Origin of the sequence: Novosphingobium sp. PhB165, assembly GCF_004341845.1 — a bacterium.
GTDB lineage: Bacteria > Pseudomonadota > Alphaproteobacteria > Sphingomonadales > Sphingomonadaceae > Novosphingobium.
Genome location: NZ_SLVB01000006.1, coordinates 438,657 through 452,653, shown reverse-complemented (window position 1 = coordinate 452,653; position 13,997 = coordinate 438,657). Strand labels below are relative to the sequence as shown.

Genomic DNA, 13,997 nt, shown 5'->3' with positions numbered 1-13,997 from the left:
TCTCACCAAGCATTATCATTCTCCGGCAGGCGCGGCGGCGGCATCGGCCGCCGGCTGCCCGTTCTTTGTCTTGCCCAGCGGCTCGCCGCGCTCATCGACGACGTCGTCGACGGCATCGACGCCGAGCACTGCGGCAAGCTGGCGTGCGCGGCTGCGCAGACCGTCCTCGACCTGATCGTCCTTCGCAATGGCAGCGAAGAGCGGACCGGCCTGATCGGTTTTGTTCATCTTGATATAGGCCATGCCGACAAGCTCACCGGCCGCGCCGAACCACGGGTTGCCGGGGGCGGCATAGGGCTTGAGCTTGGCCACCACGTCTTCGGGCTTCATCGCATCGAAGTTGGCGCCCACGCCGCGGATCACGGCAAGGTCGCGCAGCGGCTGCGGCGCCTTGGCGTCGTTCGCCACGGTGTCGAACAGCTTGAGCGCATCGGCCTTGCGGTTCTGTTCGAGGGCAATGCCCGCAAGCAGGATCTTGGCCGACGTGGCGCTGCCGTCCGAACCGCTGTCGGCAATCGGCTTCAGCTTGTCCTTCGCCCCGTCAAGGTTCTGGGTCTTCAGCGAGTCGATCGCCTGGATGAACGCCTCGGAATTGGCCTCGCGCGCCTTTTCCCTCTGGTGCTGCCAGAACAGGTAGCCACCGAAGGCGGCCAGCCCGACCAGAATCGCGGCCAGCAGCGGCACACCGAAGCGCTTGAAGAAGCCTTCCACCTGATCGTGGCGCAGCGCGTCATCGACTTCGCGCAGGAAGACATCCTGCTGCGCGGCGAGTCGCTTGGCGGACACGGGATTGGAAGTCGAACTATCGGAAGGAGGCAGAGCCAATTTTCGGGCGCTTTCTGCGGAAATCGGGATGGTTGCCGGGCTGTTTAGCGAATGGTGGCGGCTTTTCAACGATGATCTGGATTGACGGTGCGGGCGTGAAGCGCGGCTGAACGGTCAACGGAGGCGGCAAAAGCCAGCTCCGGACGGCCGGATGCGCCGCTGTAGACCGCGCGATAGGCCGCGATCATGGCCGCTTCGTCATATTCGGCTTGCGCTTTCGCGCGGTTGGCGGCGCCCACCCGGGCGCGCAGCGAAGGCGCACCGGCGAGTTGGGCGAGAGCCGAGGCCAGCGTCGTCCCCGCTTCCCTCTCATCCGCCGGGACGATGAAGGCACGGTTCTCCGCCGCGACCATGTCGGCCACGTCGCCCACCGCAGGGGCCGCCACCGGCAGGCCGGCGGCCATGGCCTCCACCACCGAGATCGGGAACTGCTCGCTGCGGGAGGAGAGCGCGAAAATATCGAACAGCCCCACCGCGCGCGAGGGATCGGCCACGAAGCCCGGCAGATGGACGCGCCCCGACACGCCAAGGCGCTCTGCCTCAGCCAGAATCGCGCCGCGTTCCGGGCCTTCGCCAAGGATCACCAGCTTCCACGCCTGCGGCAATCCGGCGAAGGCGCGCACCAGCCGGGGCAAGTCCTTGACCGGGCGCAGCCCCGCCAGAGTGCCGACCCAGCGGTCGCCCTCATGCTTGACCACGCCGGGCAGCACGTCCGGCCGGGGCTTGTCGATGAAGGCAGCGCAATCGATGCCATTGGGAATGAAATGCAGGCGCCGGGACGGTTGCCGCCATGCATCGCGGGCAATGCCCTCCAGCCGGCGCGAGGGCACCACCAGCGCGGCCGCCCCCGCCAGCGCCAGGCGGCGGAACATGTTGCGCGAGGCCTTGAGGCCGTTCGCCTCATCCTCGTTGAAGCCGTCCTCGTGATGGACCAGCGCGGGAAGCTGGAGCAGCCCGGCGTAGAGCCGATGCGCCAGAACCGCGTCCATGGCCCCCCAGTTGTAGGTGAGCACGAGATCATAATCCCGCATGGCCTTGGCGATGCGCCAGAGCCGGGGCGGCGTGGGCCGCCCCTGAAGGCTGGGGAAATCCGTCGGAAAGCCGACCTCCAGCGCCGGATCGAGCACGACCGCCGCGCCGAGCTCGCCCACCTGCGCCGACACCACGTCATGCGCCACGCCGGGACCGAACGCGTTCATCAACCGCGCCGCGCGCAGTTCCTTGCCGCCCGCCGCAAAGCTCGAATGGAGGTGAAGGATGCGCAAGATCGCCCGCTCTTCCGCGCTCAGTCCGCGCGGTCCAGCAGTGCCTCGATCACGGCCACCGCTTCCGGCTCGTCCAGCGTGGGTGCGTGGCCGAGATCGGGCAGTGTCAGCGCCTCCGCGCCGGGCACGCGGCGCAGCATCTTCGCCAGCGTCGCCTCCGAAAGCAGGTCCGAATGCTCGCCGCGCAGCACCAGCAGGGGCCTCCCACCCGGCACTTCCGACCCCAGCGCTTCCCATGCAGGCCAGAGATCGGGCTGGGCATCGACATCGTAAGCCGCGAAAGGCTCGGCGATCTTCATGTCGTAGTCGAAGACCATGCGGCCATTGCCCGAAAGCGTCATCAGCCGCTTGGCCATGCCGATCCAGAAATCCAGCGTGTGGCCGGGATGGGCGTCGCCCAAGGTGCTCTCGATCCCGCGCGCGGCATGGACCCAGGTGGGGAAACTGCGCCCCTGCCCGACATAGTCCTGGATCCGCTCCATGCCCTCGGGTTCGAGAACGGGGCCGACATCGTTGATCACCGCTCCGGCGATGCGCTCCGGCATCAGCGTCGCCAGACCCATGATCATCAGCCCGCCCAGCGAAGTGCCGATGGCGACGAACCGGTCGATGTCCTCCTGCTCCAGCAGGGCCAGCAGGTCCTCGCCATATTGAATCGGGGTATAAGTTGCCGACTCGCGGGCATATTCGCTGTCTCCGCGCCCGCGCATGTCGGGGCAGATCACCCGGCGGCGCGCAGCAAGGCGCGGTGCCAGCCGCTCGAAATCGCGGGCATTGCGTGTGAGCCCCGGCAGGCAAATCACCGGCAGACGGCCGGATTCGCCCGATTCCCCCTCGATGGCGGCATAATCGCGGAAGTGCAGCTTCAACCCGTCGCGGCTCGACCAGAACCGATCTTCATAACCCGTCATCTGAGAAGCTTGCGACCTCCTGATACCCGGCTTGATCGGCGGGCCCTCAAGCGCCACTATCGCCCGATGCGAAGCGAACCGCAAGCAAGTGCCTACCGTCCGGCCCCGCGTATCGAGGCGATTTCCGACTGGATTGCAAGTCCCGTGCAGGCGGCGGAATTTCCGCGCCACGTCCTGCGCTTCCGCAATCAGAGGTGGGCCCGCGCGGTGGGGCTCGACGGATTGGACGACCAGAGCTGGATCGCCCATTTCGGACGGTTCGAACCGTTGGACGGCAACCTCCCCCGGCCGCTGGCGCTGCGCTATCACGGCCACCAGTTCCGCGTGTACAATCCGGACATCGGCGACGGGCGCGGCTTCCTGTTCGCGCAGATGCTCGATGGCGAAGGGCGCGTGCTGGATCTCGGCACCAAGGGATCGGGCCAGACACCGCACAGCCGAGACGGCGACGGCAGACTGACGCTGAAGGGCGCGGTCCGCGAGATCCTCGCCACCGAAATGCTGGAGGCGCTGGGCGTAAACACCAGCAAGACCTTCTCGGTGGTCGAGACCGGAGAGGCGCTCTGGCGGGGGGACGAGCCCTCGCCCACGCGTTCGGCGGTTCTGGTGCGGCTCAGTCACGGCCATGTGCGGATAGGTAGCTTTCAGCGCCTGCTGGCGATGGACGATCGCGCGCATATGGAAGCGCTGGTCGATTACTGCCTCAAGACTTTCCCCGGCCCGCTGCCGCCCGAGGATATGCCCGGCCGCGACGAGCCTGCGGTGATCCTACTGCATCAGGTGGTGGAGCGCATGGCCGATACCGCCGCCGGCTGGATGGTCGCCGGATTCGTCCACGGCGTGCTCAACAGCGACAATATCAATATCTCGGGCGAGAGTTTCGATTACGGCCCGTGGCGCTGGCTGCCGCGCTGGGATCCGGCCTTTACGGCCGCCTATTTCGACCACTCCGGCCTCTACGCCTTCGGCCGCCAGCCGGAGGCGGTGCTGTGGGACTGCGGCCAGCTTGCCGTGGCGCTGCGACTGCTGGCCGAAACCGAGCCCTTGGTCGCCGCGCTGGACCGCTTCGCGCCGCTGTACCAGCAGGCGATGTACCGCCGCTTCTGCTGGCGGCTCGGCGTCGAACAGCAGGACGACGCAGCCGATCTCGCACTGATCCAGGCCGCCGAAAAGGCCATGGTCGCCAGCGGAGAAGCGCCGGAAACCTTCTATTTCCGCCACCGCGCCGGCCGCGCGGCGGGCGATGACGGCTTCGGCGAACTCCTGCGCCAGCGCCGCCCCAGCGCCGCAGCGGACGATGCCTTCTGGCAGCAGGACGCCCCGCCCGGCGTGCTGATCGACGAAGTGGAGCGCATCTGGTCCGCCATCGACGAGCGTGACGATTGGGATCCGCTTCACGAAAAGGTCGCCGCGATCCGCGAACTCGGGCGCCAGCTGGGCCCCGCGCCCGTTCCCGCCGGGCACAGCCGTTAGGCTCTCATTAGGGATAACCGTGCCATAGCGGTCGTCTCATTCCGACCTTCCAACGGACAGACCCCGTCATGCACGGTGCAGCCAGCACAAAGGCCCCACTCCCCGCCGTTTCGGCCAAAGACAATCGAGGACTCGCCAAGATCGTGAGCGCCGAGACCGCCAGTACCGAAGCCGCCAGCGACGCACAGATCGTCTCGTGCGAACCGGCAACGGGCGCGGAGATCTGGCGGGGCGCGGTCTGCTCGGTTGACGATGTGGTCGAACGCGCCCGCCGGGCATGGCCCGGCTGGGCCGCGCAGCCGCTGTCCACCCGCATGGAACTCGTCCGCCGCTTCGCCAACGAAGTGCGCAAGGAAGCCGAGCCGCTCGCCGAACTGATCGCGCGCGAAGTGGGCAAACCCTTGTGGGAAGCCCGCGCCGAGGTCGAGGCCGTGGTCGCCAAAGTCGAAGTCTCGATCCGCGCTTATGCGGAGCGGACCAGCCAGCGAAAGCTCGACAGCGCGCTACAGGGCACGATGGCGCTGCGCCACAAGCCGCACGGCGTGATGCTGGTGCTGGGGCCTTACAATTTCCCCGCGCACTTGCCCAATGCCCATATCGTGCCGGCGCTGATCGCGGGCAACGTGGTGATCTTCAAGCCGAGCGAGAAAGCGCCCGCCACCGGCGAGCTGCTGGCACGCTGTTTCCACCGCGCGGGCATTTCGACCGGCGTCGTCCAGCTTGCCATCGGCGGACCGCTGGAAGGGCAGGATCTCGTCGCCCACAATGGCGTGGACGGCGTGCTGTTCACCGGCTCCGCCAATACCGGCATCTCGATCAACCGCCGCCTCGCGACCCGGCCCGACAAAGTCGTGGCGCTGGAAATGGGCGGCAACAACCCGATCGTGCTCTGGGACACGCCCAAGGTAACCGACGCCGCCGCGCTGGTGGTCCAGTCTGCCTTCGCCAGCGCCGGGCAGCGCTGCACGGCGGCGCGCCGGCTGATCGTCAAGGCCTCCCTCCACGATGCGATGATGGCCGAGATCAAGACTTTGGCCGACCGCATCATCGTCGGCGCGCCGTTCGACGATCCGGCCCCGTTCATGGGTCCGGTGATCGACAATGCCGCCGCAGACGGTCTGGCCGAGAGCTTCCTCTACCTGCTGAGCAATGGCGGCAAGGCAATCAAGCACCTGATTCGTCAGGACGAAAACCTGCCCTTCCTCAGCCCGGCGATCATTGACACCACCGCGTTGAAGGACCGGCCCGATGTCGAACTGTTCGGCCCGATCCTGCAAGTGATCCGCGTCGATGACTTCGACGAGGCGATTGCCGAGGCCAACAACACCCGCTTCGGCCTTGCCGCCTCGCTGATCGGCGGCAGCCCGCAGGACTACAACCGCTTCTGGGCCCATGTCCGCGCGGGCATCATCAACTGGAACCGCACGACCACCGGCCCCAGCCATTCGGCGCCGATGGGCGGCATCGGCCTTTCCGGGAACCACCGGCCGAGCGGCTACTATGCCGCCGATTACTGCGCCTATCCGGTCGCCTCGGGCGAAATGGAACAGCCGCGCGCGATGATCGGGGTTGGCCTCAGGTAGCGCGCCCCGCTCAGTGGCCAGAGGTGGCGAGATCCACTTCCGTCACCCCGTTCGCCTGTTTGCGCGCATAGACCACATAGGCGCGCCCGGCCTTGTCACCGCCCAGCACACTGTCGCTGCCATCAAGGCGGTATTCGGCGGTGTAGCCCGCCTTGAGCGCCATCGCGCGGTAGAATCCGATCACGTCCCCGGCCCCGACCGGAGTGCCGAAGCTCACCACGCGCAGCGCGCAACCATCGGCGTCGGTGCCGGCTGCTTCCTGCACGGCAGCGCGCGGATAGAGCGGAAGTTCGGCGGGCAACCGGGTGCCCCAGGCAGCGGCATACTGCACCTTGCCCGCGCAGTCGGTCTTGGCGGCCCTGGCTGCGGGGGAGACTTGCGCGGTCGCCGCCACCCGCTGGGCAAGGGCCGAGGCGCTTCCCCGCGTCGGCGTGGGCAGCGGCTGAAGTCCGCCGGCAAGCTCGGCAGCGCTCTGGCGCGCGGCCTCTACAGACTCGGGCGAACGGCTGGCAGGCGAAAGCGTGATGCCGCTCTCCGGCGCCGCTGAGGTGCTTTCGCCCGTCATCGCCGGATCGACCACGATGCGGTCGCCGAGCGTGGCTTCGGTCTTGTCCACGGCGGGCTTGTCCGATTTCGCATGGCACCCGGCGATTGCGGCGGCGAGCATCAGGCCCACGACACTTGCGGCAGCTCTTGTCATCCCATCACCTTTCCGGCCGCAGCGGCGGGAAAATCGCGACCCGCGCCCGTTCTGCCTTGCCGATCCGCGAAAATCCTTCCTGCGCGCGGCGCGAAAGACAAGGGCGCGGAGGCGCCGATCGTGGCGGTGTCCCAAAACGAGATGGCCCGGCCGCGAATGCTTGCGCGCATAAGTACGCCGGCGCCGGACATGGTCGAGGGCGTCCACGGACACGCCGTGAACGCCCTCTCCGCCTGCGCCCGATCGGCCGCGAGGCGGACTCCCCCCGCGAGTCGCCGTCCGCGCGGGGAAATCCTTATGTTTCGGGTTTTAACGGCAGTAGGAGTCGCCGCGGTCGATCTCGCGGCCCACCAGCGCACCGCCCACCGCGCCCAGCACGGTGCCCAGCGTGCGATCACCGCGCTGGTCGATCTGGCGGCCGAGCAAGGCCCCCGCCGCGCCGCCGATCAGCAGGCCGGTGGTGCCGTTCTGGCGGCGGCAATAATAGCGCCCGCCGTCACCGCGCCAGACGCGCGTGTCGCGATAGACCGGCTCGCCGCGATAGCTGCTGCGGTAGCCATAGCCGCGCCGGTAATCGTCCCTCGAATAACGCTCGCGGCTATGGGCATAGCTCTCCTGCCCCGGTGCCACGAAACTGGTCGCCGGAACGAAAGCCGGAGCCGCCGAAGCCGGCAGGGCACCCGCCAGCGAGACGGTGGCGACAGCAAGGGCTGTGGCCTTGGTCAGTGCGCGCATTGTCAATCTCCTCAGTCTGGCGGCGGGCAGTCGCAAAACCCGATCTCCGCTTCACACATTCATGTTTAAGCAGAGAAACCTGAACGCTGTGCAACGCGGCTGTCAGAAACGCGGATATCGACGAGGCGAATGCGGAGATGCGACGAACCGCTTGCCGGGCTCCGTCATGCTCCCTATCGCACGCGCTCAATCTGCCCTGGATATCCTGTCATGCCGCATACTCTCCCGCGCCGCTCCGGCGGTCTGGCGCAAGCGCTGGGCGCCTATTTCGTCTGGTGCCTGTTCCCGATCTACTTCGCGGCGCTCCACACGGTTTCGGCTTTCGAGGTGGTGGCCTGGCGGATCCTGTTCACGCTGCCGTTCTGCCTGCTGATGATCGTGATTCTGAAGCAGGGGGCCGAACTGCGCGCCGCGCTGACCAATCCGCGCATTCTGGGCGCTCTGGCGCTGAGCGGCGTGCTGATCGGCACCAACTGGTCGATCTACGTGATCGCGGTGATGACCGGCCATGTCATCGCGGCGAGCCTGGGCTATTACATCAACCCGCTGGTCAACGTGCTGGCCGCCACGATCTTCCTGCGCGAAAAGCTGTCACGCCTGCAATGGGTGGCCGTGGCGCTGGCCGCCATCGGCGTCGCCATGCTGGCGCGCGGAGCCGTGGACACGCTGTGGATCAGCATCGGCCTTGCGCTCAGCTTCGCGGGCTATGGCCTGACGCGCAAGTTGGCCCCGGTGACCGCGCTGCCCGGCCTGACGGTGGAGACGATGGTGCTGATGGTGCCCGCGCTGGGGCTGTTGGCTTGGCAGGCGATGAGCCCGGCCGGACTGTCGATGGGCTCTTCGCCGCGGATTGACCTGCTGCTGGCGTTTGCCGGTCCGGTGACCGGCGTTCCGCTGCTGATGTTTGCCAGCGCGGCGCGCAAACTGGACTTCTCGCTACTGGGCTTCATCCAGTTCGTGACGCCGACGGGCGTGTTCTTCGTCGGCCTGATCGCCTTCCATGAGCCGCTGAAATCCTCGCAACTGGTGTGCTTCCTGTTCATCTGGACCGCGATCGCGGTCTTCTGCTGGGACCTGCTGAAGCGCCGCCGCGCGGCTGCCTTGGCCTCATAAGAGAGAAGGATTTCGCGCGGAGGCGCGGAGACGCGGAGGGAGGTTGCGTGGGCGGCAAAGCCGCCCTGCCTTTGTCCTGCCGCGACGATGAACGGATAAAGCGGCTTCGCCGCAAGCGCGAGTTCACTCCGCGTCTCCGCGCCTCCGCGCGAAACCTTCCTCTCAGCCTCGCGCAGCGCCACGCTTCAACAAGGCCTGCACGAACGCGTCGAGATCGTCGGCATCGACGTCCAGCGTCTCATCCCATTCGGCCAGCAGCGCGTCGATATCCTCGCGCTTATAGGGTTCGCCGGGCTGGTGCTTGACCGGCGTCGCGTGGTGCGGCCAGGGATGGTCGGTGGCGTTGTTGTAAATCCAGCCCACAAAGCAGAGCGCGCCGACGTTGAACACGAACGGGACAAGATGCTCCCAGCCCCACGCCGGCGTGCCGGTCGCGCCCAGCGCACAAAGCAGCGCACAGGCGCCGCCGGGCGGGTGGAGGCTGCGCGTCATTGTCATCACCGCGATGGCGAGCGCCACGGCCACGCTGCCCGCCAGCCAGGGGTCGCCGATCAGCCTGCCTACGGACAGGCCGACGGCAGCCGACAGCACGTTGCCGCCAAACACCGACCACGGCTGCGCCAGCGGGCTCGCCGGTACCGCGAAGACCAGCACGGCCGAAGCGCCCAGCGGCGCGACAAGGAAAGGCAGTGCGGGATCGTAACCGCTCTCCAGCAGGCGCGTCAGCGCGCCCGCGACGGCGATACCGAAAAGCGCGCCCAGCACCGCGCGAAAGGGGCCAAGGCGGCGCTTGCCGCCCACCTGGGTTGGGATGATGCTGTTCAGCGCCACGGCCGCGCGAGCCTCCTCGTAGAAACCGGAGCGGCGCCTATGAAGCAATCGCGGCCCGCGCGCCATGCGAGAGATGCTTGTCGGCGGCCAAGCCAGACTGCGCGCCGCCGACTTACGACACCCTTGCCGTAAATTGGCCATGATCGCGTGATTGCCTGTGCGCCTGATACCAGCGACTTGCAGGAGTGCGCCCCATATGCCCCCCGCCGATTCCCCCACGGCCTCACCTCCTGCCGTCGAACAGTCGCTCGGCGCGTTCGACCTTGCCCGTCTGCGCGGCGACGACGGCAACGCCATCACTCTCGTCCGAAAACGCTGCCCTGAAGGGAAGCCCGGCGAAATCGTGGTCTGCGCACCGGACCCGGAGGCGAACCGCCTGCGTGCCCTGCCCGATACATACCAAGTGACCGAAGGCCTCGGCCGCGCCGAACGGCAAATCGCGCCCGGCGTCGTTGCGGACGTGCACATGGACTCGGTGACCATGCCTGGCGGCGTCGTCAGCAACCGCGTCATGGCCGGCGTGAAGATCGCCTTCTAAGCCCGAAAAAAGAGCCCGGTCCGCCAGAGGAGGCGAACCGGGCTCGTCAGGCGCCCCTCGGGAGGGAGGAGCAGGGGCGCCATCAGCCTGATCGGAGGGGAATCAGGCGAACTTTCCAGCCTTGGCGATCTCGGCCACCGGCTTGCGGTTGCTGGCCACTTCGCGCTCCTGAAGGAATTCGGGCAGCGTGCCCTTGTCGCCCATCTTGCCCAGCGCGAAGGCGGCTTCGAGACGGTGGTCGGCCGGGATGCCCAGTGCGGCCTCGGCCTCACCGAACTTCAGGCCGGTCATGCCGTGGGTGTGGTAGCCCAGCGCCTGTGCCTGCAAGGCGGCCAGCGCCCACGCCGCACCGGCGTCGAAGCTGTGGCTGTGGTTGTTCGAATTGCCCTTGTCCGAGCGCATCTGGCTGTCCGAAACCACGAAGACCAGCGCCGAAGCGTCCTTGGCCCACCCCTGGTTGAATTCGATCAGCTGCGACAGGAACAGGTCCCAGTTCGCATCGCCCTTCTTCGCATAGAGGAAAGTCCAGGGCTGCACGTTGTAGGCCGAAGGGGCCCAGCCACCGGCTTCGAAGATCACGTCGAGGTCTTCCTGCGGGATCTCGCTGCCATCGAAAGCGCGCGGCGACCAGCGATCGACGATGAGCTTTTCGACCTTGGGGTGGGCAATGCGTCCGGTCATCTCGGGTATCCTTGGGAAGAGGTGGATGGGAGTGTTGAAAGTGCAGATAGCCCGTCCCGCGCCATCGGGGAATCGGGATAATTTCGACGGAACTGTTCCAGTAATCAGAAAAGACGTGTGCGCCGTGATGAACAGGCCCTTTGATCCGGTCTTGATCCTCCGCGCCTTTTCCGCGCGCCTTCGCGCTCTTCCACAGGAGCGCCGCTTTTTTGCCGAATCCAGTGTCTTGCGCGCCGGGGCGGCGTGCCCCACTTATCGCCCATGACTGCCAGCCGCTTGTTCGACCGCGCCGTGATCCGGCTCTCCCCCCGTGAAGGTTCCCAAGAAGACGTCGCCGATTTCCTGCAAGGGCTGGTGACGGCCGATGTGCGGAAGCTGCCGACCTGGGCGGGGCTGCTCACGCCGCAGGGCAAGGCGCTGTTCGACTTCATCGTCTGGCCTTCCGGGCACGACCTGCTGATCGACTGCGAGGCCGATGTCGCCCCCGCCTTGATCAAGCGGCTCTCCATGTACCGCCTGCGCCGCGCGATCGATATTGCGCGCGACGATTCGCTCGCGGTCCACTGGCGTCCGCATCTGGGCGACGGCGCCGCGCCGGATCCGCGCCTTCCGGCGCTGGGCGAGCGCTGGATCGCCGCCATCGACCAGACCGATCCGGCCGAACAGGAGACCGGCGCCGATGCCGAGTGGCGCGCGCACCGCTTGCGCATGGGCGTGACCGAGGGCCGCGCCGAACTGGGCGATGGCGAGACGCTCTGGCTTGAATGCAATGCCGTGGAACTGAACGGCGTCAGCTTCACCAAGGGCTGCTACGTGGGCCAGGAAAACACGGCGCGAATGAACTGGCGGCAGAAGGTCAACCGCCGCCTGATCGTGGTGCCGTTTGCCCGGTCGGACGAGAAACGCCGCCGCACCGCCTATGAAGACCTTGGCTTTGCCGTAGACCACCTGCGGGTAGAGGCCATCGATCCGGCAGTCCGGCCCGCCTGGCTGCCGCCCGAGGAAGAAGCCTGACAGCGATCAGCCCGGGCAGGCCGCTCCCGTCGCCTCCTGGATCGGATGCCCGACATCGCACCGGTCGAGTTCGACCGCGAAGATCCGGGCCCTGAGCGGCGCGCCGCGCGCGTGGCTGAAGCGTTCGCGATATTCGCCGCTGTCGATGAAGCCGGTGGCATCGAGCACGCGGCGCATGGCCACGCTATTCTCGAAATAGCTGGCGACCACCCGGCGGTGCCCCAGTGCCCGCGCCTGATCGAGCAGCGCGCGAACCGCCTCACGGGCATAGCCCATGCCGCGATATCCGGGCGCGATCCAATAGCCCATCTCCACGTCGTCCTCGAACCGGCCAAGCCCGATGCCGCCAACCAACCGGGGACCACCGGGTGAACGCAAGTACATGAAGAAATGCGGCAGGCGCGGATCGCGGTCCAGCGACAGATAATCGTGCATCGCCTGCGCCGTGCGCGGCAAGGCGCTCACGCCGACATTGCGCTGAATGGCCTCGTCCGAAATGGCATCAACCAGTTCGTCGACATCCTCGGGCCAACCGGGCCTGAGGAACAACCTCTCCGTGCGGACGAACATGTCACGGCTCTCCGTTGTTTTTGTCCCGCATCCGCATCATGCACGATGCGCGTTGCCGATGCACGGATTTTGCGGCGCGCCGTCGCTCCGGCGCTGCCAAATTCGCGCCCGATGCGGATCGATCCCTGCTCCGGGCCGGGCTGCGGGGCGGTCTCGGTGGAGAACCGCCCCGGGGCAATGTCGCATCGAATCAGCGGGAAGCGCAGCCCTCAGGCCGCGCGGCGGCGCGGGGCCTGTCGCGCCGGGGACATTCGGGCAGGCGATACGCCGCGATTGTCCGAATCGCTGTCGCAATCGCTCGGCGCGTCGAATTCCAGCGCATATTCGCGCGCGGGATAGGTCATCTCGCGGCCGGTGCTGAAGCGCTCGACAATGCGGCCGGTGCGGGCAAATCCCGCCTTTTCGAGCACGCGGCCCGAAGCCGGATTGTCGATAAAGTGGTTGGCGACGATCCGCCGGTGGCCGATCGCACGCGCCATCGACAGCATGGCCCGAGCAGCCTCGCTGGCAAAGCCCTGACCCCAATGGTCGCGGGCGATCCAGTAGCCGAGGTTCACTTCGCCGTGCATTTCGGAAAGACCGATGCAGCCGAGCAGGCGCGCGCCGGCGGCGCCGGGCTGGGTGACCAGCAGACGCGGCAGCAGCAGGTCCTGCGGCAGATCCAGAAAGCGCCGGGCATCGTCGGCAGTATAGGGCCAGGGCGCCCGGGAGAGATTGCGCACGACGGACTCGTCGGCGATCAGGGCCAGAAACTCTTCCCTGTCCTCAGGCCAGCCGGGCCGCAGGAACAGGCGTTCGCTGCGAATGAACATACTATGTCTCCACTCTTCAGCCCCGCTTCCTTCATAAGAAGGAGTCGTGACATTGCGATTACGCGCGCGGCCAATTGGCGGAAATCAGGCACATTTTACGGAAAAATGCGCGAGATTCGGGCCAGCTCGAAACGCGGGCGACGAGTGAGGGAGACACGAAAAGAGGGAGACGGGCTGGCCCCTCTCCCTCGTTCAGCCGATCACGAAGATCGGCAGGGCCATCCCGTCAGGATGGCCCTTTTATCGACCATCCGAATTATTCGGCGGCTTGCGCCATTACGTCTACGGAGACGTATTTACGGCCCTGCTTGCCATCGTGGAAACGCACGCGACCTTCGGCGGTGGCGAACAGGGTGTGATCCTTGCCCATGCCAACGTTCACGCCGGGGTACACGCGAGTGCCGCGCTGACGGATGATGATGTTGCCGCCGATCACTTCCTGACCGCCGAACTTCTTAACGCCAAGACGGCGGCCCGCAGAGTCGCGACCGTTGCGCGACGAACCGCCTGCTTTCTTATGTGCCATTGCTCAGTTCCTTCCGCGTTTGGCTCAGGCGACCGACACGATGCGCAGCAGAGTCATCTGCTGGCGGTGGCCGTTCTTGCGACGATAGTTGTGGCGGCGGCGCTTCTTGAACACCACGACCTTTTCGCTCTTGGCCTGAGCGATGATTTCGGCCGAAACCGAAACCTTCGAGGCGTCGAGGACTTCGCCGTCCTTGCCGGCGAGCAGGATGTCGCCGAGAGTGATGGTCTCACCGGCTTCACCAGCCAGCTTTTCAACCGCGATCTTGTCTCCGGCGGCAACCCGGTACTGCTTGCCGCCCGTGCGCACAACTGCGAACATGGTGCCCTTACCTAATCTCTAATGTGTGCCCGTAACGAGCCGAAACAAACCTGCCCCGGCCGCTCGGGTCCAATGAAGAACCTTGGAGCCTTGCGGGCG

Annotated in this window: 16 protein-coding genes; 5 read left to right on the top strand and 11 right to left on the bottom strand. The window is 66.8% G+C overall.

All coding sequences use genetic code 11. The annotated features are described in order from the left end of the window. Nucleotides 1–15: 15 nt before the first annotated feature. The 3 genes from EDF56_RS19155 to EDF56_RS19145 form a co-directional block, all read right to left on the bottom strand. Complete coding sequence (locus EDF56_RS19155) at nt 16–786, bottom strand: tetratricopeptide repeat protein (RefSeq protein ID WP_243652695.1); 771 nt, start codon at nt 784–786, stop codon at nt 16–18. A gap of 104 nt (nt 787–890) precedes the next feature. Continuing rightward, nucleotides 891–2,090, bottom strand: coding sequence for a glycosyltransferase family 4 protein (locus EDF56_RS19150; protein WP_243652694.1), 1,200 nt, complete (start codon nt 2,088–2,090; stop codon nt 891–893). A gap of 20 nt (nt 2,091–2,110) precedes the next feature. After that, nucleotides 2,111–3,001: an alpha/beta hydrolase gene (locus EDF56_RS19145; RefSeq protein WP_132390436.1), complete on the bottom strand. Its 891-nt coding sequence runs from the start codon at nt 2,999–3,001 to the stop codon at nt 2,111–2,113. Nucleotides 3,002–3,067: 66 nt separating this feature from the next. Between EDF56_RS19145 and EDF56_RS19140 the strand changes: the two genes are divergently transcribed. After that, on the top strand, nt 3,068–4,474 hold the full coding sequence (locus EDF56_RS19140; RefSeq protein ID WP_132390434.1) for a protein adenylyltransferase SelO family protein: 1,407 nt from the start codon (nt 3,068–3,070) through the stop codon (nt 4,472–4,474). Nucleotides 4,475–4,617: 143 nt separating this feature from the next. Beyond that, a complete protein-coding gene (locus tag EDF56_RS19135) occupies nt 4,618–6,057 on the top strand; it encodes a succinylglutamate-semialdehyde dehydrogenase (RefSeq protein WP_243652693.1) in 1,440 nt (479 codons plus the stop codon). 10 nt (nt 6,058–6,067) lie between these two features. Here EDF56_RS19135 and EDF56_RS19130 read toward each other — a convergent pair whose 3' ends face one another. Both EDF56_RS19130 and EDF56_RS19125 read right to left on the bottom strand, forming a co-directional pair. Then, the gene (locus EDF56_RS19130) at nt 6,068–6,757 is read right to left on the bottom strand and encodes a hypothetical protein (protein ID WP_132390430.1); all 690 of its coding nucleotides are present in this window, start codon (nt 6,755–6,757) and stop codon (nt 6,068–6,070) included. Between the two features lie 309 nt (nt 6,758–7,066). Beyond that, entirely contained in the window at nt 7,067–7,492 is a 426-nt protein-coding gene (locus tag EDF56_RS19125; protein WP_132390428.1) for a glycine zipper 2TM domain-containing protein, read from the bottom strand. A gap of 210 nt (nt 7,493–7,702) precedes the next feature. On the opposite strand from EDF56_RS19125, the gene rarD reads away from it, so the two are divergent. Further along, nucleotides 7,703–8,605: an EamA family transporter RarD gene (gene rarD, locus EDF56_RS19120; RefSeq protein ID WP_132390426.1), complete on the top strand. Its 903-nt coding sequence runs from the start codon at nt 7,703–7,705 to the stop codon at nt 8,603–8,605. 162 nt (nt 8,606–8,767) lie between these two features. On the opposite strand, the gene EDF56_RS19115 is transcribed toward rarD, so the two are convergent. Beyond that, nucleotides 8,768–9,436: an HPP family protein gene (locus tag EDF56_RS19115; RefSeq protein WP_243652692.1), complete on the bottom strand. Its 669-nt coding sequence runs from the start codon at nt 9,434–9,436 to the stop codon at nt 8,768–8,770. Nucleotides 9,437–9,632: 196 nt separating this feature from the next. Here EDF56_RS19115 and EDF56_RS19110 point away from each other — a divergent pair, with 196 nt between their 5' ends. Next, nucleotides 9,633–9,974 (top strand): hypothetical protein, encoded by a 342-nt coding sequence (locus EDF56_RS19110; protein WP_132390422.1) that lies wholly within the window; start codon nt 9,633–9,635, stop codon nt 9,972–9,974. A gap of 102 nt (nt 9,975–10,076) precedes the next feature. Here EDF56_RS19110 and EDF56_RS19105 read toward each other — a convergent pair whose 3' ends face one another. Further along, a complete protein-coding gene (locus EDF56_RS19105; protein ID WP_132390420.1) occupies nt 10,077–10,655 on the bottom strand; it encodes a nitroreductase family protein in 579 nt (192 codons plus the stop codon). A gap of 261 nt (nt 10,656–10,916) precedes the next feature. On the opposite strand from EDF56_RS19105, the gene EDF56_RS19100 reads away from it, so the two are divergent. Continuing rightward, the gene (locus EDF56_RS19100; protein WP_132390418.1) at nt 10,917–11,669 is read left to right on the top strand and encodes a folate-binding protein YgfZ; all 753 of its coding nucleotides are present in this window, start codon (nt 10,917–10,919) and stop codon (nt 11,667–11,669) included. Nucleotides 11,670–11,675: 6 nt separating this feature from the next. Here EDF56_RS19100 and EDF56_RS19095 read toward each other — a convergent pair whose 3' ends face one another. The 4 genes from EDF56_RS19095 to rplU form a co-directional block, all read right to left on the bottom strand. Next, nucleotides 11,676–12,239, bottom strand: a complete 564-nt coding sequence (locus EDF56_RS19095; RefSeq protein WP_132390416.1) for a GNAT family protein — start codon at nt 12,237–12,239, stop codon at nt 11,676–11,678. Nucleotides 12,240–12,448: 209 nt separating this feature from the next. After that, nucleotides 12,449–13,051 (bottom strand): GNAT family N-acetyltransferase, encoded by a 603-nt coding sequence (locus tag EDF56_RS19090; protein ID WP_132390414.1) that lies wholly within the window; start codon nt 13,049–13,051, stop codon nt 12,449–12,451. Nucleotides 13,052–13,307: 256 nt separating this feature from the next. After that, nucleotides 13,308–13,577: a 50S ribosomal protein L27 gene (rpmA, locus tag EDF56_RS19085; protein ID WP_132390412.1), complete on the bottom strand. Its 270-nt coding sequence runs from the start codon at nt 13,575–13,577 to the stop codon at nt 13,308–13,310. 24 nt (nt 13,578–13,601) lie between these two features. Beyond that, complete coding sequence (gene rplU, locus EDF56_RS19080) at nt 13,602–13,898, bottom strand: 50S ribosomal protein L21 (RefSeq protein ID WP_132390410.1); 297 nt, start codon at nt 13,896–13,898, stop codon at nt 13,602–13,604. Nucleotides 13,899–13,997: the final 99 nt, after the last annotated feature.

Bases quoted from the DNA above. Each gene is read 5' to 3' on its own strand.
- EDF56_RS19145 (WP_132390436.1), bottom strand. From the start codon at position 3,001: ATGACGGGTTATGAAGATCGGTTCTGGTCGAGCCGCGACGGGTTGAAG.
- EDF56_RS19140 (WP_132390434.1), top strand. From the start codon at position 3,068: ATGCGAAGCGAACCGCAAGCAAGTGCCTACCGTCCGGCCCCGCGTATC.
- EDF56_RS19130 (WP_132390430.1), bottom strand. From the start codon at position 6,757: ATGACAAGAGCTGCCGCAAGTGTCGTGGGCCTGATGCTCGCCGCCGCA.
- EDF56_RS19125 (WP_132390428.1), bottom strand. From the start codon at position 7,492: ATGCGCGCACTGACCAAGGCCACAGCCCTTGCTGTCGCCACCGTCTCG.
- rarD (WP_132390426.1), top strand. From the start codon at position 7,703: ATGCCGCATACTCTCCCGCGCCGCTCCGGCGGTCTGGCGCAAGCGCTG.
- EDF56_RS19110 (WP_132390422.1), top strand. From the start codon at position 9,633: ATGCCCCCCGCCGATTCCCCCACGGCCTCACCTCCTGCCGTCGAACAG.
- EDF56_RS19105 (WP_132390420.1), bottom strand. From the start codon at position 10,655: ATGACCGGACGCATTGCCCACCCCAAGGTCGAAAAGCTCATCGTCGAT.
- EDF56_RS19100 (WP_132390418.1), top strand. From the start codon at position 10,917: ATGACTGCCAGCCGCTTGTTCGACCGCGCCGTGATCCGGCTCTCCCCC.
- EDF56_RS19095 (WP_132390416.1), bottom strand. From the start codon at position 12,239: ATGTTCGTCCGCACGGAGAGGTTGTTCCTCAGGCCCGGTTGGCCCGAG.
- EDF56_RS19090 (WP_132390414.1), bottom strand. From the start codon at position 13,051: ATGTTCATTCGCAGCGAACGCCTGTTCCTGCGGCCCGGCTGGCCTGAG.
- rpmA (WP_132390412.1), bottom strand. From the start codon at position 13,577: ATGGCACATAAGAAAGCAGGCGGTTCGTCGCGCAACGGTCGCGACTCT.
- rplU (WP_132390410.1), bottom strand. From the start codon at position 13,898: ATGTTCGCAGTTGTGCGCACGGGCGGCAAGCAGTACCGGGTTGCCGCC.